Here is a 17,793-nt window from a genome sequence, read left to right on the forward strand (position 1 = left end):
CTGCCAAGGAGTACAGCATGGGCATCAGTACCGTCGTCATCCTCTTCGTCGCCCTCGCGGTGGCCATCGTCTTCATGGGGTTCAAGATCGTGCCCCAGGGCTTCGAGTGGACCGTCGAGCGCTTCGGCCGCTACACCACCACCCTCAAGCCCGGCCTGAACATCATCGTCCCGGTGGTGGACCGCATCGGCCGTCGGGTCAACGTCATGGAAAGCGTGCTGGACATCCCCCCGCAGGAAGCCATCAGCGCCGACAACGCCATGGTGCAGATCGACGCCGTGTGCTTCTTCCAGGTGGTCAACACCGCCCAGGCCGCCTACGAGGTGAACAACCTCGAACACGCCATCCGCAACCTGGTGATGACCAACATCCGCACCGTGCTCGGCTCCATGGAGCTGGACGCCATGCTCAGCCAGCGCGACGCCATCAACGAACGTCTGCTGCACACCGTGGATGAAGCCACCGCCCCCTGGGGCGTGAAGGTCACCCGCATCGAGATCAAGGACATCAGCCCGCCCAACGACCTGGTCGAAGCCATGGCCAGCCAGATGAAGGCCGAGCGCCTGAAGCGCGCGCAGATCCTCGAAGCGGAAGGTTCCCGCTCCGCCGCCATCCTCACCGCCGAAGGCCAGAAGCAGGCCGAGATACTCCGCGCCGAAGGCCAGCGCGCCGCCGCCTTCCTCGAAGCCGAAGCCCGCGAACGGGCCGCCGCCGCCGAAGCCGAGGCCACCCGCGTGGTGTCCAACGCCATCGCCACCGGCAACGTCCAGGCGGTGAACTACTTCGTCGCCCAGAAGTACGTCGAAGCCCTCGGCAACCTGGCCAGCGCCAACAACAGCAAGGTGATCCTCATGCCGCTGGAAGCCAGCCAGGTGATCGGCTCGGTCGGCGGCATCGGCGAGATCGTCAAGGCCACCTTCGGCGACAAGAAGGGCTGATCATGCTGGCGTACCTGCAGAACCTCGCCTTCTGGGACTGGCTGGCCCTCGGCACCCTGCTGCTGATCCTCGAAGTCTTCGGCGCCGGCGGCTACCTGCTGTGGATCGGCCTGGCCGCCGCCGGGGTCGGTGCCCTGGTGTTCTTCGTGCCGGACCTGCCCTGGCAGGCGCAGTTCGTGCTCTTCGGCCTGCTCGCCGTGGCCACCGCCGCCTACTGGTGGCGGCGCCAGCAGGTGGCCGTGCGCGCCTCCGACCAGCCGGGCCTGAACCGCCGCGGCCAGGAGCTGCTGGGCCGGCAGTTCACCCTGTTGCAGGCCATCGAGGGCGGGCGCGGCAAGATCCGCGCCGGCGACTCGGTGTGGCTGGTGGTCGGCCCGGACCTGCCGGCCGGCAGCCACGTCCGCGTGGTCGGCCAGGACGGCGTGCTGCTGAAGGTCGAGCCCGCCCCGGCGGACTGAGCCCCTTGCCCCGGCCCCGGCGGCTGGCGTCCAATAGCGCCTCACCGCCGAGGAGCCGCCGATGTCCCGCCCTGCCACCGCCCGCAAGCCCCGCGCCAGCAGCCAGTTGCGCATCGCCGCCATCCTCGACGCCGCCCGGGGCCTGCTCGCCGAACAGGGCGTGGCCAACCTGTCGATCTACAGCGTCGCCGAGCGGGCGGAGATGCCGCCCTCCTCCGTCTACCACTTCTTCTCCAGCGTCCCGGCGATCCTCGAAGCGCTGACCGCCGACGTTCACGCCGCCTTCCGCGCCAGCCTGCAGCAACCGGTGGACCACGCCGCACTGCGCAGCTGGCGCGACCTGTCGCGGATCGTCGAGGAGCGCATGCTGGCGATCTACGACGCCGACGCCGCCGCCCGCCAGCTGATCCTCGCCCAGCACGGGCTCACCGAAGTGACCCAGGCCGACCGCCAGCTGGACATCGAGCTGGGCCACCTGATGCACGCCGTGTTCGAGCGCCACTTCCCGCTGCCCGCCCTGCCCGAGGACCTGAACGTCTTCTCCCTGGCCATGGAGCTGGGCGACCGCGTCTACGCGCGTTCCGTGCAGCAGCACGGCCACATCACCCCGCGCCTGGCCGAGGAAGGCATGCGCGTGTTCGACGCCTACCTGGGGCTCTACCTGCCGCACTGCCTGCCCAAGCGCGACGCCATCCAGGACGCCTGAAAAGCCGATAGTTATCGAGCTTAAAGCCTCTTCACGCTGTGCATGCGCTAAAAATCCCTTTCAAAACGGATTTTTATCGAATATAACGGTGCCATCCGCGCGACTGGACCGCGACCGATCGCACGGAATCCCCCGGAATGCCGATGAATATCCGGCACCGGTCCGCAACCGTTCGACGAGGTGTTCCATGTCCCGCATCGTTACCGTCGCCGCCACCCAGATGGCCTGCTCCTGGGATCGTGCCGCGAATATCGCCAATGCCGAGAAGCTGGTGCGCCAGGCCGCCGCCCAGGGCGCGCAGATCATCCTGATCCAGGAACTGTTCGAGACGCCCTACTTCTGCCAGAAGCCCAACGCCGACTACGCCCAGCTGGCCACCCCGGTGGAGGAGAACGCCGCCATCGCCCACTTCAGCCGGCTCGCCGCCGAACTCAAGGTGGTGCTGCCCATCAGCTTCTTCGAACGCGCCGGCCGTGCCCGCTTCAACAGCATCGCCATCCTCGACGCCGACGGCAGCAACCTCGGCGTCTACCGCAAGAGCCACATCCCGGACGGCCCCGGCTACCACGAGAAGTACTACTTCAACCCCGGCGACACCGGCTTCAAGGTCTGGGACACCGCCTACGCCCGCATCGGCGTCGGCATCTGCTGGGACCAGTGGTTCCCCGAATGCGCCCGCAGCATGGCGCTGATGGGCGCCGAACTGCTGTTCTACCCCACCGCCATCGGCAGCGAACCCCACGACGCCACCATCACCTCCCGCGACCACTGGCAGCGCGTGCAGCAGGGCCATGCCGGCGCCAACGTCATGCCGCTGATCGCCTCCAACCGCATCGGCCGCGAAGAGCAGGACGGCTACGACATCACCTTCTACGGCTCCTCCTTCATCGCCGATCAGTTCGGCCGCAAGGTGGCTGAACTCAACGAGGTCGAAGAAGGTATCCTTGTCCACCGCTTCGACCTCGACGAACTGGAGAAGGTACGCACCGCCTGGGGCGTGTTCCGCGACCGCCGTCCTAACCTGTACTGGCCGATCGCGACCCTCGACGGCGAAACCCTCTCCGAATGACCGACCCGGCGCCGCAGGCCGGCCTCATCAACGGCCTGCGCCCTCCACCAAGGACCGCCCCATGAGCACCCCGATCCGCACGCCCCGCGCCGATGGCTTCCACATGCCCGCCGAGTGGGCGCCCCACACCCGCACCTGGATGGTCTGGCCCGAGCGCCCGGACAACTGGCGCCTCGGCGGCAAGCCCGCCCAGGCCGCCTTCACCGCCGTGGCCAAGGCCATCGCCCGCTTCGAGCCGGTGACCGTGTGCGCCTCCGCCGCCCAGTACGAGAACGCCCGCGCGCGCCTGGACGACGCCAACATCCGCGTGGTGGAGATCACCACCGACGACGCCTGGGTGCGTGACACCGGCCCCACCTTCGTCATCGACGACCAGGGCGAAGTGCGCGGCGTGGACTGGGCGTTCAACGCCTGGGGCGGCTTCGACGGCGGCCTCTACTTCCCCTGGCAGCGTGACGACCAGGTGGCCCGCAAGATCCTCGAGATCGAAGGCTGCGCCCGCTACCGCACCGAAGGCTTCGTGCTGGAAGGCGGCTCCATCCACGTCGATGGCGAAGGCACCCTGATCACCACCGAGGAATGCCTGCTCAACCGCAACCGCAACCCGCACCTGAACCGCGAGGAGATCGAAGCGGTGCTGCGCGACCACCTGGCGGTGGACACCATCATCTGGCTGCCGGATGGCCTCTACAACGACGAGACCGACGGCCATGTGGATAACTTCTGCTGCTACGTGCGCCCGGGCGAAGTGCTGCTGGCCTGGACCGACGACCCGGCCAACCCCAACTACTCGCGCTGCCAGGCCGCGATGAAGGTGCTGGAGCAGGCACGCGACGCCAAGGGCCGCCAGCTGGTGGTGCACAAGATGCCGATCCCCGGCCCGATTCACGCCACCGAGGAAGAATGCGCCGGCGTCGACCTGGTGGAAGGCACCCAGGAGCGCGACCCGTCGATCCGGCTGGCGGGCTCCTACGTCAACTTCCTGATCGTCAACGGCGGCATCGTCGCGCCGAAGTTCGACGACCCGAAGGACGCCGAGGCCGAAGCGATCCTCAAGCGCCTGTTCCCGCAGCACGACGTGGTGATGGTGCCCGGCCGCGAGATCCTCCTCGGCGGCGGCAACATCCACTGCATCACCCAGCAGCAGCCGGCACCGCAGAAGCGCTGAGCCACCGCTGGATGAACGAAGCCCCGCGAACGCGGGGCTTTCTCATTCCGGCACAAGGCACTTTCCTGTGGGAGCGGTTTCGTCGGGCAATCCCCTACACCCCGAGGGCGCACCGTGCGTCATCACGAATGCGTTCCCACACGGATCGGTTTGTAGGGGCGAATTCATTCGCCCAAGGACCACGCAGCGGTCCCCAACGAACGAGCCCCCGCAAACGCGGGGGCTCTTCATGTCGGTACAAGGCACGGTCATGTGGGAGCGGATTCATCCGCGAAGGATCGCGCAGCGATCCCCGCTTCTCCCCACGATCACACCCCGCTGCCTCACAGCTTGGCGATGGACACCTCGGTGGACTTCACGAAGGCGATCACCTCGGAGCCGATACCCAGTTCCAGTTCGCGCACGGAGCGGGTGGTGATCACCGAGGTGACGATGCCGGCGGCGGTCTGCACGTCGATCTCCGACAGCACCGGGCCTTCGATGATTTCCTTGATGGTGCCCTTGAACTGGTTGCGGACGTTGATGGCTTTGATGGTCATGGCGTTTTTCCTTTGCTCGGGGTCGTGGGATGAAGATCAGAGAGCCCAGCGCAACTGCGTGGGCAGGGGTGAAACAGGTTCGGGTTCCGGCGGCGGCGCCGGCTGCGACAGCACGCGTTCGAGGACCTGGGCCTCCAGCGCCGCCAGCCGGGCCGAGCCACGGGTACGCGGCCGGGGCAGGTCGACCGTGAGGTCGAGGCCGATGGCGCCGTCCTCGATCAGGATCACCCGGTCGGCGATGGCCACCGCCTCGTTCACGTCGTGGGTCACCAACAGCACGGTGAAGCCGTGTTGCTGCCAGAGCCGCTCGATCAGTTGCTGCATCTCGATGCGGGTCAGCGCGTCCAGCGCGCCCAGCGGTTCGTCCAGCAGCAGCAGGCGCGGCTGGTGGATCAGCGCACGGGCCAGGGCCACGCGCTGCTTCTGGCCGCCGGACAGCGCCGCCGGCCATTCCCGGGCGCGGTCGGCCAGGCCCACCGCCTCCAGGGCTTCCAGGGCCTTGGGCCGCCAGTCGCCGGAGAGGCCCAGGCCGACGTTGTCGATCACCCGTTTCCAGGGCAGCAGGCGCGCGTCCTGGAACATCAGCCGGGTGTCCTCACGGGCCTCGGCCAGGGGGGCCGAACCGGCCAGCAGCTCGCCCCGGCTGGGCTGGTCGAGGCCGGCCAGCAGGCGCAGCAGGGTGCTCTTGCCGCAGCCGCTGCGGCCGACCACGGCGACGAACTGGCCGGCGGGGATGCGCAGGTCGATGCCCTTGAGCACCTCCCGCTCACCGAAGGATTTGCCGATGCCCTGCACCGCCAGAGGAATGCCGCGCTTGAGGTGCTGCGGCGTGGACAACGCATTCATGCCGCACCTCCCTTGGGCTGGTAGGCCGGGTGCCAGCGCAGCCAGGCGCGCTCCAGGCCCCGGGCGGCGAGATCGGCCAGCTTGCCGAGGACGGCATAGAGCACGATCGCCAGCACCACCACGTCGGTCTGCAGGAACTCCCGGGCGTTCATCGCCAGGTAGCCGATGCCGGCATTGGCGGAGATGGTCTCGGCGACGATCAGCGTCAGCCACATGAAGCCGAGGGCGAAGCGCACCCCCACCAGGATCGAGGGCAGCGCGCCGGGCAGGATCACCTGGCGGAACAGGCCGAAGCCGGAGAGGCCGTAGCTGCGCGCCATCTCCACCAGCGCCGGGTCGACGTTGCGGATGCCGTGGTAGGTGTTGAGGTAGATGGGGAACAGGGTGCCGAGGGCAACGAGGAAGATCTTCGCCGACTCATCGATGCCGAACCACAGGATCACCAGCGGGATCAGCGCCAGGTGCGGCACGTTGCGGATCATCTGCACCGAGCTGTCCAGCAGCCGCTCGCCCCAGGCGGAAAGCCCGGTGATGAAGCCTAGCAGCAGGCCGATGCTGCCGCCGATGGCGAAGCCGATGCCGGCGCGCCAGCCGCTGATGGCCAGGTGGGTCCAGATATCACCGCTGGCCACCAGGTGCCAGCCGGCGGTGACCACGGCGCTGGGCGCCGGGAGGATGCGGGTGGAAAGCAGGCCGGTCTCGACGGCGACCTGCCAGGCGACCAGCAACGCCACCGGCAAGGCCCAGGGCGCGAGGCGCTGGAGGATTGATTGGACGTTCATCTCGGCACCCTCAGCTCTGCGAGACCTTGAGGCGACGCTCGGGCAGCGCCTCGTTGGCCACCATCTCGCCGAAGGGGCTGACGAAGGCCAGGCCATCGCTCGCCTGCGGGCGCGCCACGTCCAGGTGGGGGAACAGCAGCTCCGCCACGCGGTAGGACTCTTCCAGGTGCGGGTAGCCGGAGAAGATGAAGGTATCGATGCCGAGGTCGGCGTACTCCTTGACCCGCGCGGCCACGGTGGGGCCATCGCCCACCAGTGCGGTACCGGCACCACCACGCACCAGGCCGACGCCGGCCCAGAGGTTGGGGCTGACTTCCAGCTGGTCGCGCTTGCCGTTGTGCAGGGCGGCCATGCGTTGCTGGCCGACGGAATCGAAGCGGGCGAAGGCCGCCTGGGCCTTGGCAATGGTGGCGTCGTCGAGGTGGGCGATCAGGCGGTCGGCGGCAGCCCAGGCTTCTTCGTTGGTTTCGCGCACGATGACGTGCAGGCGGATGCCGAAGCGCACGCTGCGGCCAAGCTTGGCGGCTTTCGCGCGCACCTGTTCGATCTTCTCCTTCACGGCGGCCGGTGGCTCGCCCCAGGTCAGGTACAGCTCCACCTGCTCGGCGGCCAGGTCCTGGGCAGCCTCGGAGGAACCGCCGAAGTACAGCGGCGGGCGCGGTTGCTGCAGCGGCGGGTAGAACAGCTTGGCGCCCTTCACCTGGATGTGCTTGCCGTCGTAGTCGACGGTCTCGCCCTCCAGCACGCGGCGCCAGATGCGGGTGAATTCGACGGAAGCCTCGTAACGCTCCTCATGGTTCAGGTGCAGGCCGTCGCCGGCCAGCTCGTCCGGGTCGCCCCCGGTCACCAGGTTGAACAGGGCCCGGCCACCGGAGAGGCGGTCGAGGGTGGCGGCCTGGCGCGCGGCGACGGTGGGCGAAATGATCCCCGGGCGCAGGGCCACGAGGAACTTCAGGCGCTGGGTCACCGGGATCAGCGAGGCGGCGACCAGCCAGGAGTCCTCGCAGGAACGGCCGGTGGGGATCAGCACGCCGCCGAAACCGAGGCGGTCGGCCGCCTGGGCGATCTGCTGCAGGTAGCCGTGGTCGACGGCACGGGCGCCCTCGGATGTGCCGAGGTAGTGGCCGTCGCCGTGGGTCGGCAGGAACCAGAAGAGGTTGAGACTCATCGCAATAACTCCAGGGTGAGCGCGCCGGCGTGGCGTAGCCGCGCGATGATGGTTCGTGTGCGGTAGCAGGGCCTTCCCCGCGCCGTCCGGGCGCGGGGACAGGCGTGGGTCAGGGTTGCTGGGCGACCTTGGCGGGCGGCGTCCAGATCACGTCCTTGATGCTGAGTTTTTTCGGGATCAGCTTCAGGTCGGTGAAGGTGTCGGCGATCTTCTGCTGCGCCGTGACCACCTCCGGGCTGAGGAACTGGGCACCGTAGCCCTGGCGCTTCACCGCGATGGCGGTGATGTCCCTGGGCAGGCCGAGCAGCGGTGCGACCTGCTCGGTCACCTTGTCCGGGTCGGCCTTGGAGTCCTCGCCCACGGCGCGGACCTCTTCCACCAGGGCGCTGATCACCTGCGGGTGCTGGGTCGCGTACGCCCGGGTGGCCAGGTAGAACTGGTGGTTATCCACAAGCTGGCTGCCGTTGCGCAGGGTGCGGGCCTGCAGCTGTTGCTCGGCGGCGGCCTGGAAGGGGTCCCAGATCACCCAGGCGTCGACGCTGCCACGCTCGAAGGCGGCGCGGGCATCGGCCGGGGGCAGGTACACGGGCTGGATGTCGCTGTACTTCAGGCCCGCCTCTTCGAGGGCGCGGACCAGCAGGTAGTGCACGTTGGAGCCCTTGTTCAGGGCGACCTTCTTGCCGGCCAGGTCCTTCACCGACTGGATCGCCGAGCCCTTGGGCACGAGGATCGCCTCGCTGGTGGGCGCCGGCGGTTCGTAGGCGACGTAGAGCAGGTCGGCGCCGGCAGCCTGGGCGAACACCGGCGGGGTCTCGCCGGTGACGCCGAAGTCGATGGAGCCGACGTTGAGGCCTTCCAGCAGCTGCGGGCCGCCGGGGAACTCGGTCCATTTGACGTCGATGCCCTGGGCGGCCAGGCGCTTCTCCAGGGAGCCCTTGGCCTTGAGCAGCACCAGGGTGCCGTACTTCTGGTAGCCGATCCGCAGGGTCTCGGCCTGTGCCTGGGTGATGGCGCCGAATGCCAGGGCCGCGGTGAACAGCGCAGCCAGGCTCCGACGCAAAGTGATGGTGCGCATGGCGCTCTCCTCGTACTTCGCTCGTGCTTGTGTGCGCCTGCTCGCCTCGTTGGCGGGAGAGTAAGGCCGGTTCGGTTGCTCCACAGGGAGCGGGTTGTTCGTGTCAGACGCTCCAGCGCGCGTGGCGCAGGGCGTTCGGGTCCAGCGGGCGCGGCCGGCGGGCCAGGGCCTGGTGGAACCGTTCAAGGGCTTCGTCCAGGCGCTGTTCCAGGGACGGGGCCAGTTGCACCCCGCCGTTCTCGAACGCCACCTGGCTGTCGTCGGCGAACACGCCGTGCTGCACGTCCTCGGCCTTGAGGGCCGCCAGGACCGGGCGCAGGGCGTAGTCCACCGCCAGCATGTGGGCCTTGCTGCCGCCGGTGGCGATGGGCAGCACCACCTTGCCGGCCAGGGCCCGCTCGGGCAGCAGGTCCAGCAGGGTCTTCAGGGCGCCGGCGAACGACGCCTTGTAGACCGGCGTGGCCACCAGCACCCCGTCGGCCTGGCCGACCTGTTCGATCAGGTGCTGCACGCGGGGGCTGTCGAAGCGCGCGTGCAGCAGGTCCTCGGCGGGGAAGTCGCGCACGGCGAACCCCGTCACCTCGACCCCGTGCCGCTCCAGCCAGTGCCGCGCACGCGCCACCAGGGCGGCAGAGCGGGAATTCGGGCTGGGACTGCCGGATAGGGTCACCACCACCATGGTCGTGCCTCCAGGCTCAGCGGTTGGGCTGCGGGGTCAGGCGCAGGTAGGGGCGTACGGCCTTGTAGCCGCGGGGGAAGCGCTGCTTGATCTCGTCCTCGTCCTTGAGCGAGGGGACGATCACCACGTCGTCGCCGTCCTGCCAGTTGGCCGGGGTGGCGACCTTGTGGTTGTCGGTCAGCTGCAGGGAGTCGATCACCCGCAGGATCTCGTTGAAGTTGCGGCCGGTGCTGGCCGGGTAGGTGATGATCAGCCGCACCTTCTTGTTCGGGTCGATGATGAACAGCGAACGCACGGTGAGGGTGTCGTTGGCGTTGGGGTGGATCAGGTCGTAGAGGTCGGACACCTTGCGGTCGGCGTCGGCGATGATCGGGAAGTTGACCACGGTGTTCTGGGTCTCGTTGATGTCATCGATCCAGCGGATGTGGGAGTCCACCGGGTCCACCGACAGGGCGATGGCCTTGACGCCGCGGGCGGCGAATTCGTCCTTGAGCTTGGCGGTCAGGCCCAGCTCGGTGGTGCACACCGGGGTGAAGTCCGCCGGGTGGGAGAAAAGGATGCCCCAGTTGCCACCGAGCCACTCATGGAAGCGGATGCGGCCTTCGCTGGAATCCTGTTCGAAGTCGGGGGCGATGTCGCCGAGTCGGATGGTCATGGTGTGGCTCCTCTGTCGTGGGGTGGCGTTCCGTGGAGCTCACTATGCGCAAGGTTTTTGAAAATTAAAAAGAATAAATGACAATTTATTTATAACTTTAAGAGCTATGCAGATCAGCTCACTTCCCTCCCCGCAGGAGCGCGCGCTGCTCGCCAAATCCGTGCCCCGGACGACCGCTTTGCCTGGCGTCGTGGACCGGCTGGGACGCCGTACCGCACGCCAGGCGAACACCTTCCCAGCAGGCCAACGCCCTGCCCTCCCCCGAATCCCAGGCACAAAAAAGCCCCGCCTCCGCCAGGGGCGGAAGCGGGGCTCGATGACGCCGCTTACAGCAGGGTCAGGGTGTAGCTGACGATCAGGCGGTTCTCGTCCTGGTCGCGGGTGGTGCCGCCGACGTCGCTGCGGAAGGCAGCGTTACGCCAGGAGAAGCCCAGGCCTTTCAGCGGGCCGTCCTGCAGGGTGTAGTCCAGGCGGAAGTCACGCTCCCATTCGCCGAGGTCGCCACCGGTGGGGTTGTCGATGCCGCTGCCCTTCAGGTAGGTGGCGACGGCCTTCAGGCCCGGTACGCCGGCCTTGGTGAAGTCGTAACCGTACTCAGCCACCCAGGTGCGCTCGCCGGCGCTGAGGAACTTGCCGATCTGACGGTCGGTGATCAGGTAGGCGGTGGCACCGTCGCCCTGGTTCAGGAACGGGAAGGCGCTGTCGCCGGAAACCTGCTGGTAGCCCAGGCTGGCGGCGTGGCTGCCCAGGGTGTAGGTGAACATGCCGCTCCAGGTGCGGTTGTCCACTTCGCCACGCAGCGGGTCAGTGCTGGCCCATTTGCCGGAGCTGCGGTAGCCCAGGCTGCGGCCGGCGGCGCTGGAGTTCAGGCCATCGGAAGTGCTGTAGAAGTAGCGCAGGTCGGACTTCAGGCTGCCCGGACCGATCGGCAGGTTGTGGGTCAGGCCCAGGAAGTGCTGCTTGTAGAAGTCTTCCAGGTTGCCGTAGTAGTACTGCGCGGTGAGGTCCTTGGTGACCTTGTAGTCGCCACCGGCGAAGTAGAACTTGTTGCTGAACTGGCCGTTCCGGTAGTTGGTGGGGCTGTTGGCACCACCGATGGACAGGCCACGGGCGTCGCTGGAGTTACGGCCCTTGGCGTGCTCGAGCTGGCCACCGGTCAGGGTCAGGCCATCGATCTCGTTGGAGGTGACCTGGCCACCTTCGAAGGTCTGCGGCAGCAGGCGGCCGTCGTTGAAGGACACCACCGGCAGCTTCGGCTGCAGGGTGCCGAGACGAGCCTCGGTCTTGGAGAAGCGGACCTTGGCGGTCAGGCCCAGGCTGCTGAAGTTATCCACAGCGCGGCCATTGCTTTCGGAGGGGAATACAGTGCCGCCGTAGGCATTGCTGCCGTTGTTGAAGTGGGTGCCCTTGCCGGAATCCAGGCGCACACCCAGCAGGCCCAGGGCGTCGACGCCGAAGCCCACGGTGCCTTCGGTGTAGCCGGAGGTGTAGTTGAGGATGAAGCCCTGGCCCCACTCTTCCTGCTTGGAAGGATTGGCAGTGCCTTCGCGGTTGTCCTGGTTGATGTAGAAGTTGCGCAGGCCGAGGGTGGCCTTGCTGTCTTCGATGAAACCGCCTGCAACGGCCTGTTGGGCCAGCAGGCCGCCAGCGATGGCCAGGGCCAGGGTAGATTTGTTCATGCAATGCTCCAGTGGTGCGTGTTTCTAGGTTGTTCTGGTCGGTGACGTGCACACCGCTATGTACAGACGACTAGCGAAGTGGAATGACCCGTGGGTCAGAAAATCCCCGTAGCGCCCCTTGCAGTGGGCCTGCCTCAGGTGGCGGCCAATCTAGGACAAGGGATTTAATTCTTAAAAAGAATTTATCGTCACGTTGTTGTAACTAAATCGAATAAAACGCCTGATAGCCTCCCTCTGGCGGGGAGCTGCCCTTGGACGGGTCACATCAGTTACTCGAAAGGGCGCGCAAATTACCGACTTTGGTCGCCTGGCGCCATCCCCAATGACTCGGCAGCGGACGGAATTCGCAGTCCCACGCCTCTCCTGGCCTGCAAAGGCGTCGGCACCCTCACGGCCGCTCATAAACTAATAACCAAATAGTATTTATTGAGCTGTTTTTAGATCATTTAGATTTCGCTTCACCGGACCACCGGACACCCTGAGAAAACCCCGATTCCCGTCCCGTGGCCCGGCCTCCGAACCGGCCCGTCGCCCGTTTAGGAGCACCACCATGATCAGCTCTCTGTTTCCCCGTCGCCTGCTGGCGGCACTGACCCTCGGCGGCCTGGCCATCAGCGCGCAGGCCGCGGATTTCACCGTCGCCTACCAGACCACCGTGGACCCGGCGAAAGTCGCCCAGGCCGACGGTGCCTATGAAAAGGCCAGCAACGCCAAGATCGACTGGCGCAAGTTCGACAGCGGCGCCGAAGTCATCACCGCCGTCGCCTCCGGTGACGTGCAGATCGGCTACGTCGGCTCCAGCCCCCTGGCGGCGGCCGCCACCCGCCAGCTGCCGATCCAGACCTTCCTCATCGCCACCCAGATCGGCGACGCCGAGGCCCTGGTCGCCCGCAACGGCGCCGGCATCGCCAAGCCCGAGGACCTGGTCGGCAAGAAGATCGCCGTGCCCTTCGTCTCCACCGGCCACTACAGCCTGCTGGCCGCCCTCAAGCACTGGAAGATCGACCCGAGCAAGGTGACCATCCTCAACCTCGCGCCGCCGGCCATCATCGCCGCCTGGCAGCGCGGCGACATCGACGCCACCTACGTCTGGGACCCGGCCCTCGGCGTGGCCAAGTCCAACGGCAAGGTGCTGATCAGCTCCGGTGAGCTGGGCAAGCTCGGCGCCCCGACCTTCGACGCCTGGATCGTGCGCAAGGACTTCGCCGAGAAGCACCCCGAGGCGGTCCGCGCCTTCGCCAAGGTGACCCTCGACGCCTACGCCGACTACCGCAAGGACCCGCAAGCCTGGCTGGCCGACAAGGCCAACATCGACAAGGTGGTGAAGCTCTCCGGCGCCAAGGCCGAGGACATCCCGCTGCTGCTGCAGGGCAACGTCTTCCCGCTGGCCGCCGACCAGGTCACCGCCCTCGGCGCGCCAACCACCCAGGCCATCAACCAGACCGCCACCTTCCTCAAGGAGCAGGGCAAGGTCGATGCGGTGCTGCCGGACTACGCCCCCTACGTGAGCGCCAAGTACGTCACCAACTGATCGGCTGCGCGTCGGCGGGGCGTTGTTGAAAACGACCTGGGCTTGCTCACCTGCAGCAGCCCCGGTCGTTTGCGACTGGCCCCGCTCCAACTCGCTCGATCCGACACATTCAGAAGAGCGTCGAAGAAAATGGCCTTACTCCAGCTGGAGCGCATCAGCGCACAGTACCCCGGCACGGCCGAGCCGGTACTGACCGACATCTCCCTCTCCCTCGGGCCACAGCAGCTGCTGGTCGCCCTGGGGCCTTCCGGCAGCGGCAAGACCACGCTGCTCAACCTCATCGCCGGCTTCGTGCCCCCCAGCGACGGTCGCATCAGCCTCGACGGCAAGCCCGTGCAGGGCCCCTCCGCCGAGCGTGGCGTGGTGTTCCAGGACGACGCCCTGCTGCCCTGGCAGAACGTCCTCGGCAACGTCGCCTTCGGCCTCGAACTGGCCGGCGTGCCCCGTGCGCGGCGTGAAGCCAAGGCCCGCGAGATGCTCGCCCTGGTCGACCTCGCCGGCTTCGAGAAGCGGCAGATCTGGGAACTCTCCGGGGGCCAGCGCCAGCGCGTCGGCATCGCCCGGGCCCTGGCCGCCGACCCGCGCGTGCTGCTGATGGACGAACCCTTCGGCGCCCTCGACGCCTTCACCCGCGAACAGATGCAGGAGCTGCTGCTGCAGGTCTGGCAGCGCGCCGCCAAGCCGGTGTTCCTGATCACCCACGACATTGAGGAAGCGGTGTTCCTCGCCACCGACCTGATCCTCCTGTCACCCAACCCCGGTCGCATCAGCGAGCGCCTGACCCTCGACTTCGGCCGCCGCTACGCCGCCGGCGAGAGTGCACGGGCGATCAAGTCCGACCGGGCCTTCATCGAAACCCGCGAACACGTCCTCGCCCAGGTCTTCGCCGAACGGCAAAGGAGAAGCGCATGAGCAGCCTCGACCTGCCCCTGCCGGAAAACAAGGCAGCGGCCGCCGCACCCCGCACCTGGCGCCTCTCCACCTTCGCCATCAGCAGCCTGACCCTCGTCGGCCTGCTGCTGGCCTGGTGGGCGGTGACCACCGCCGGCCTGATCGAGCCGCTGTTCCTGCCCAGCCCCCAGGCGGTGCTGCGCAAGGGCTGGCAGCTGGCCACCCAGGGCTACATGGATTCCAGCCTCTGGGCGCACCTGCTGGCGAGCCTGGCGCGCATCGGCACCGCCCTGCTGGCCGCCGTGCTCACCGCCATCCCGCTGGGCATCGCCATCGGCCGCAACCGCATCGCCCACGGCATCTTCGACCCGCTGATCGAGTTCTACCGGCCGATCCCGCCGCTGGCCTACCTGCCGCTGATCGTCATCTGGTGCGGCATCGGCGAGCTGTCCAAGGTGCTGCTGATCTTCCTCGCCATCTTCGCCCCCATCGCCATCGCCACCGCCACCGGCGTGCGCAACGTCAACCCGGCGCGCCTGCGTGCAGCGCAGTCACTCGGAGCCACCCCGGCGCAGCTGATCCGCCACGTGGTCCTGCCCAGCGCCCTGCCGGACATCCTCACCGGCGTGCGCATCGGCCTCGGCGTCGGCTGGTCGACCCTGGTCGCCGCCGAACTGGTGGCCGCCACCCAGGGCCTCGGCTTCATGGTCCAGTCGGCCGCGCAGTTCCTGGTCACCGACGTCGTGGTGCTCGGCATCCTGGTCATCGCCCTGGTCGCCTTCGCCCTGGAACTCGGCCTGCGCACCCTGCAACGCAAGCTCGTGCCCTGGCACGGGCAGAACCACTGATCGAGGCCCGTCATGCCCCTGCACATCACCCCCCTCAGCCCCGCCCTTGGCGCCCTCGTCGGCGGCGTCGACCTGCGCGAGCCGCTGAGTGCCGAACACCGCGATGGCATCGAGGCCGCCCTGCTCAAGCACCAGGTGCTGTTCTTCCGCGCCCAGCCCCTGGAGCCCACCCAGCAGGCACGCTTCGCCGCCCAGTTCGGCGACCTGCACATCCACCCCATCTACCCCAACATCCCCGAGCAGCCGGAAGTGCTGGTGCTCGACACCGCCGTCACCGACGTGCGCGACAACGCCCTCTGGCACACCGACGTGACCTTCATGGAAACCCCGGCCCTGGGCGCCGTGCTCAGCGCCAAGCTGCTGCCGCCGGTGGGGGGCGACACCCTCTGGGCCAGCAGCAGCGCCGCCTTCGAGGCGCTGTCGGCGCCGCTGCAGCGGATGCTCGAAGGCCTCACCGCCACCCACGACCTGGCCCGCTCCTTCCCCGAGGAGCGCTTCAGCCTGACGGCGGAGGAACGCGAGAAGCTGGAAGCGGCCAAGCGCAAGCACCCGCCGGTCAGCCACCCGGTGGTGCGCACCCACCCGGTCACCGGGCGCAAGGGCCTGTTCGTCAGCGAAGGCTTCACCACCCGCATCAACGAGCTGTCGGCGGCGGAAAGCGACGCCCTGCTGCGTTTCCTCTTCGCCCACGCCACCCGCCCGGAGTTCACCCTGCGCTGGCGCTGGCAGGAGAACGACGTGGCCTTCTGGGACAACCGCATCACCCAGCACTTCGCCGTCGACGACTACCGCCCCGCCCGCCGCGTGATGCACCGCGCCACCATCCTCGGCGACAAGCCGTTCTGAACGGTCCCCTCCCGCTCTGTTACGGAGCGGGGGCGAGCCGCTTGTCCACCGATCTTCGGACGGGTCCGAATGGCCTTCTGCCAGCCTTTTGCCAAGGCGCAACACAGTTCCTGAAACCGGTGTGAACGTCGTTGCAAAGCTGGCCGTTGACCCCTTTCGCGGGTGGAACTGTCGCTATGCTGGGGCCCCTAAAGCAGTGTGTTCCATCACCGTCAGGGCCCGTCAGCCATGAGTGCAGCCATCTACATCGTTCCTGAGAAACCCGTCGCCGGGCTCGATGATTTCGTCCACGGCAGTACCGTCGTCCAGGTGGACGAAGTCGAGGTCGACGACCTCTGCAAACGGCTCAAGGTGAAGTCGCTGTGGGACTTCGTCAGCCAGGATCCGAACGAGTTCGCCGACCTGCTCGAAGGCCTCGAACTGGACGACCAGCTCGCCTGCGAGCAGTGGTTCAGCCCCGAGGATGGGCTGCGCACCGTGCGTGCCCTGCAGGGGCACCTGGTGAGCCAGCCGCGTTCGCTGTCCAACGCCGATGCCTTCCTCGAAGACCTGCAGGACTACGAGTGGGTGCTCAGCGCCCTCGCCGAGCAGGACGTGCGCTGGCATTTCGCCGTCGCCGTCTGAGCCCTCCCCCGGGCCCGGGGCCGGTCAGAGCCGGTCCAGGGCCTGCACGAAGTCGCCGATGATGTCGGCGGCGTCCTCGATCCCCACCGACACGCGGATGGTCCCCTCGTGGATGTCCAGCTCCGCCAGGGCCTCGGCCGACAGGGCGCGGTGGCTGGTCTTGCCCGGGTGGGTGATGCTGCTGGCCACGCCGGCCAGCGAGGGCGCGAACGCGGTGCGCTGCAGGCCGCGGATCAGGCCGTCCACCTCCGCCAGGCCGCCCTTGAGGGTGAAGCTCAGCATGCCCGAGGCGCCCTTGGGGAACAGCCGCTGGGCCAGCGCGAAGTCCGGGTGCGAGGGCAGCCCCGGGTAGAACACCTTCGCCACCTGCGGATGGGCCTCCAGCGCTTCGGCCAGGGCCTGGGCGTTGGCCGAGTGCGCCTTCATGCGCAGGGCCAGGGTCTTGGCGCCACGGAAGGTCAGCCAGGCTTCGAAGGGGCTGGAACTGCCGCCGGCATTGATCTGGAAGCGCCGTGCCTGGGCGATCCACTCGGCGTCGCCGACGAGGATGCCGCCAGTGGCGTCGCTGTGGCCGTTGAGGTACTTGGTGGTGCTGTGCAGCACCAGGTCGGCGCCAGCGGCCAGCGGGTTGTAGAGCGCCGGCGAGAGGAAGGTGTTGTCCACCAGCAGCTTGAGCCCGTGGGCCTTGGCCAGCTTGGCCAGGGCGGGGATGTCGCTGATGCGCACCAGCGGGTTGGAGGCCGTCTCGGTGTAGATCAGCCGCGTGGCCGGGGTGATGGCCGCCTCCACCGCCGCCAGGTCGTTGATCTCCACCAGGGTGGCGCTGATGCCGAAGCGCGCCAGCTCCTTCTCGATCAGGCTCTGGGTGGTGCCGTACAGCTCGCGGCTGGCGATCAGGTGGTCGCCGGCATTCAGCCGGCCCAGCAGCGCCGCGCTCACCGAAGCCATGCCGGAAGCGGAGAACAGCGCCGCCTCGCCGCCTTCCAGGTCCCGCACCAGTTGCTCCAGCGCCGCCTGGTTGGGGTTGGCGATGCGGGTGTACATGTAGTTGTCCGGGTTGCCGGCGAGGAAGTCGTCCACCTGCTCCAGGTTGTCGTAGACGAACACCGAGGACTCGTAGATGGGCAGCGTCTTGGGGCGGGTGACCATCTGCTGGTCGACGTCGTTGCCGCTGTGCACCGCGCGGGTGGAAAGGCCGGGTCTGGATTCAGGCATGGAGTCCTCCGAGAAATCGTGCGGAATGTGGGCAATGCCACCACATAAAAAAGAACGCCGACGATAGTCGAGACTC

Annotated in this window: 19 protein-coding genes; 10 read left to right on the forward strand and 9 right to left on the reverse strand. The window is 67.8% G+C overall.

The window, feature by feature from the left end; translation table 11 throughout:
* The first annotated feature begins 17 nt into the window (after positions 1-17).
* The 5 genes from PotMrB4_RS26955 (at position 18) to aguA (ending at position 4,339) form a co-directional block, all read left to right on the forward strand.
* Complete coding sequence (locus PotMrB4_RS26955; protein ID WP_044405260.1) at positions 18-938, forward strand: SPFH domain-containing protein; 921 nt, start codon at positions 18-20, stop codon at positions 936-938.
* Between the two features lie 2 nt (positions 939-940).
* Positions 941-1,396, forward strand: coding sequence for an NfeD family protein (locus tag PotMrB4_RS26960; protein ID WP_044405257.1), 456 nt, complete (start codon positions 941-943; stop codon positions 1,394-1,396).
* A gap of 61 nt (positions 1,397-1,457) precedes the next feature.
* Positions 1,458-2,102 carry a TetR/AcrR family transcriptional regulator gene (locus PotMrB4_RS26965; protein ID WP_044405254.1) on the forward strand — a complete coding sequence of 215 codons (645 nt, stop codon included), beginning with the start codon at positions 1,458-1,460 and terminating at the stop codon, positions 2,100-2,102.
* Positions 2,103-2,289: 187 nt separating this feature from the next.
* On the forward strand, positions 2,290-3,171 hold the full coding sequence (gene aguB / locus PotMrB4_RS26970; RefSeq protein ID WP_172434918.1) for an N-carbamoylputrescine amidase: 882 nt from the start codon (positions 2,290-2,292) through the stop codon (positions 3,169-3,171).
* Positions 3,172-3,232: 61 nt separating this feature from the next.
* Positions 3,233-4,339, forward strand: a complete 1,107-nt coding sequence (gene aguA / locus PotMrB4_RS26975; RefSeq protein WP_172434919.1) for an agmatine deiminase — start codon at positions 3,233-3,235, stop codon at positions 4,337-4,339.
* A gap of 323 nt (positions 4,340-4,662) precedes the next feature.
* Here the strand turns inward: aguA and PotMrB4_RS26980 are convergent, their stop codons facing one another.
* The 8 genes from PotMrB4_RS26980 to PotMrB4_RS27015 all read right to left on the reverse strand — a co-directional run bounded on the left by PotMrB4_RS26980 (position 4,663) and on the right by PotMrB4_RS27015 (position 11,762).
* Complete coding sequence (locus tag PotMrB4_RS26980) at positions 4,663-4,878, reverse strand: TOBE domain-containing protein (RefSeq protein WP_003455791.1); 216 nt, start codon at positions 4,876-4,878, stop codon at positions 4,663-4,665.
* A gap of 36 nt (positions 4,879-4,914) precedes the next feature.
* Positions 4,915-5,724: an aliphatic sulfonates ABC transporter ATP-binding protein gene (gene ssuB / locus PotMrB4_RS26985; protein WP_172434920.1), complete on the reverse strand. Its 810-nt coding sequence runs from the start codon at positions 5,722-5,724 to the stop codon at positions 4,915-4,917.
* Complete coding sequence (gene ssuC, locus PotMrB4_RS26990) at positions 5,721-6,506, reverse strand: aliphatic sulfonate ABC transporter permease SsuC (RefSeq protein WP_044413872.1); 786 nt, start codon at positions 6,504-6,506, stop codon at positions 5,721-5,723. Before ssuC ends, ssuB begins: the two co-directional genes overlap by 4 nt.
* Positions 6,507-6,516: 10 nt before the next feature.
* Positions 6,517-7,674, reverse strand: a complete 1,158-nt coding sequence (ssuD, locus tag PotMrB4_RS26995) for an FMNH2-dependent alkanesulfonate monooxygenase (protein ID WP_160481459.1) — start codon at positions 7,672-7,674, stop codon at positions 6,517-6,519.
* A 109-nt stretch (positions 7,675-7,783) separates the two neighbouring features.
* A complete protein-coding gene (locus PotMrB4_RS27000; protein ID WP_172434921.1) occupies positions 7,784-8,749 on the reverse strand; it encodes a sulfonate ABC transporter substrate-binding protein in 966 nt (321 codons plus the stop codon).
* Positions 8,750-8,852: 103 nt separating this feature from the next.
* A complete protein-coding gene (gene ssuE / locus PotMrB4_RS27005) occupies positions 8,853-9,428 on the reverse strand; it encodes an NADPH-dependent FMN reductase (protein ID WP_172434922.1) in 576 nt (191 codons plus the stop codon).
* 16 nt (positions 9,429-9,444) lie between these two features.
* Positions 9,445-10,083, reverse strand: a complete 639-nt coding sequence (locus PotMrB4_RS27010) for a peroxiredoxin (RefSeq protein WP_044413884.1) — start codon at positions 10,081-10,083, stop codon at positions 9,445-9,447.
* A 326-nt stretch (positions 10,084-10,409) separates the two neighbouring features.
* A complete protein-coding gene (locus PotMrB4_RS27015; RefSeq protein WP_172434923.1) occupies positions 10,410-11,762 on the reverse strand; it encodes an OprD family porin in 1,353 nt (450 codons plus the stop codon).
* Positions 11,763-12,312: 550 nt separating this feature from the next.
* On the opposite strand from PotMrB4_RS27015, the gene tauA reads away from it, so the two are divergent.
* From tauA to PotMrB4_RS27040, 5 genes are all read left to right on the forward strand, one after another.
* Positions 12,313-13,293: a taurine ABC transporter substrate-binding protein gene (tauA, locus tag PotMrB4_RS27020; protein ID WP_172434924.1), complete on the forward strand. Its 981-nt coding sequence runs from the start codon at positions 12,313-12,315 to the stop codon at positions 13,291-13,293.
* A 129-nt stretch (positions 13,294-13,422) separates the two neighbouring features.
* Positions 13,423-14,205: a taurine ABC transporter ATP-binding subunit gene (tauB, locus tag PotMrB4_RS27025; RefSeq protein ID WP_172434925.1), complete on the forward strand. Its 783-nt coding sequence runs from the start codon at positions 13,423-13,425 to the stop codon at positions 14,203-14,205.
* Positions 14,202-15,032 carry a taurine ABC transporter permease TauC gene (gene tauC, locus PotMrB4_RS27030; RefSeq protein ID WP_172434926.1) on the forward strand — a complete coding sequence of 277 codons (831 nt, stop codon included), beginning with the start codon at positions 14,202-14,204 and terminating at the stop codon, positions 15,030-15,032. The genes tauB and tauC overlap by 4 nt, the downstream gene beginning before the upstream one ends.
* 12 nt (positions 15,033-15,044) lie before the next feature.
* A complete protein-coding gene (tauD, locus tag PotMrB4_RS27035) occupies positions 15,045-15,878 on the forward strand; it encodes a taurine dioxygenase (RefSeq protein ID WP_172434927.1) in 834 nt (277 codons plus the stop codon).
* A gap of 228 nt (positions 15,879-16,106) precedes the next feature.
* The gene (locus PotMrB4_RS27040) at positions 16,107-16,502 is read left to right on the forward strand and encodes a hypothetical protein (RefSeq protein ID WP_044413902.1); all 396 of its coding nucleotides are present in this window, start codon (positions 16,107-16,109) and stop codon (positions 16,500-16,502) included.
* Between the two features lie 24 nt (positions 16,503-16,526).
* On the opposite strand, the gene PotMrB4_RS27045 is transcribed toward PotMrB4_RS27040, so the two are convergent.
* On the reverse strand, positions 16,527-17,717 hold the full coding sequence (locus tag PotMrB4_RS27045; RefSeq protein WP_044413905.1) for a trans-sulfuration enzyme family protein: 1,191 nt from the start codon (positions 17,715-17,717) through the stop codon (positions 16,527-16,529).
* Positions 17,718-17,793: the final 76 nt, after the last annotated feature.

It is taken from the genome of Metapseudomonas otitidis, from assembly GCF_011397855.1.
GTDB classification, from domain to species: domain Bacteria; phylum Pseudomonadota; class Gammaproteobacteria; order Pseudomonadales; family Pseudomonadaceae; genus Metapseudomonas; species Metapseudomonas otitidis.

Excerpts from the sequence above, each read along its gene's own strand:
- PotMrB4_RS26955 (WP_044405260.1), top strand. The coding sequence starts at position 18 with ATGGGCATCAGTACCGTCGTCATCCTCTTCGTCGCCCTCGCGGTGGCC.
- PotMrB4_RS26960 (WP_044405257.1), top strand. The coding sequence starts at position 941 with ATGCTGGCGTACCTGCAGAACCTCGCCTTCTGGGACTGGCTGGCCCTC.
- PotMrB4_RS26965 (WP_044405254.1), top strand. The coding sequence starts at position 1,458 with ATGTCCCGCCCTGCCACCGCCCGCAAGCCCCGCGCCAGCAGCCAGTTG.
- aguB (WP_172434918.1), top strand. The coding sequence starts at position 2,290 with ATGTCCCGCATCGTTACCGTCGCCGCCACCCAGATGGCCTGCTCCTGG.
- aguA (WP_172434919.1), top strand. The coding sequence starts at position 3,233 with ATGAGCACCCCGATCCGCACGCCCCGCGCCGATGGCTTCCACATGCCC.
- PotMrB4_RS26980 (WP_003455791.1), bottom strand. The coding sequence starts at position 4,878 with ATGACCATCAAAGCCATCAACGTCCGCAACCAGTTCAAGGGCACCATC.
- ssuB (WP_172434920.1), bottom strand. The coding sequence starts at position 5,724 with ATGAATGCGTTGTCCACGCCGCAGCACCTCAAGCGCGGCATTCCTCTG.
- ssuC (WP_044413872.1), bottom strand. The coding sequence starts at position 6,506 with ATGAACGTCCAATCAATCCTCCAGCGCCTCGCGCCCTGGGCCTTGCCG.
- ssuD (WP_160481459.1), bottom strand. The coding sequence starts at position 7,674 with ATGAGTCTCAACCTCTTCTGGTTCCTGCCGACCCACGGCGACGGCCAC.
- PotMrB4_RS27000 (WP_172434921.1), bottom strand. The coding sequence starts at position 8,749 with ATGCGCACCATCACTTTGCGTCGGAGCCTGGCTGCGCTGTTCACCGCG.
- ssuE (WP_172434922.1), bottom strand. The coding sequence starts at position 9,428 with ATGGTGGTGGTGACCCTATCCGGCAGTCCCAGCCCGAATTCCCGCTCT.
- PotMrB4_RS27010 (WP_044413884.1), bottom strand. The coding sequence starts at position 10,083 with ATGACCATCCGACTCGGCGACATCGCCCCCGACTTCGAACAGGATTCC.
- PotMrB4_RS27015 (WP_172434923.1), bottom strand. The coding sequence starts at position 11,762 with ATGAACAAATCTACCCTGGCCCTGGCCATCGCTGGCGGCCTGCTGGCC.
- tauA (WP_172434924.1), top strand. The coding sequence starts at position 12,313 with ATGATCAGCTCTCTGTTTCCCCGTCGCCTGCTGGCGGCACTGACCCTC.
- tauB (WP_172434925.1), top strand. The coding sequence starts at position 13,423 with ATGGCCTTACTCCAGCTGGAGCGCATCAGCGCACAGTACCCCGGCACG.
- tauC (WP_172434926.1), top strand. The coding sequence starts at position 14,202 with ATGAGCAGCCTCGACCTGCCCCTGCCGGAAAACAAGGCAGCGGCCGCC.
- tauD (WP_172434927.1), top strand. The coding sequence starts at position 15,045 with ATGCCCCTGCACATCACCCCCCTCAGCCCCGCCCTTGGCGCCCTCGTC.
- PotMrB4_RS27040 (WP_044413902.1), top strand. The coding sequence starts at position 16,107 with ATGAGTGCAGCCATCTACATCGTTCCTGAGAAACCCGTCGCCGGGCTC.
- PotMrB4_RS27045 (WP_044413905.1), bottom strand. The coding sequence starts at position 17,717 with ATGCCTGAATCCAGACCCGGCCTTTCCACCCGCGCGGTGCACAGCGGC.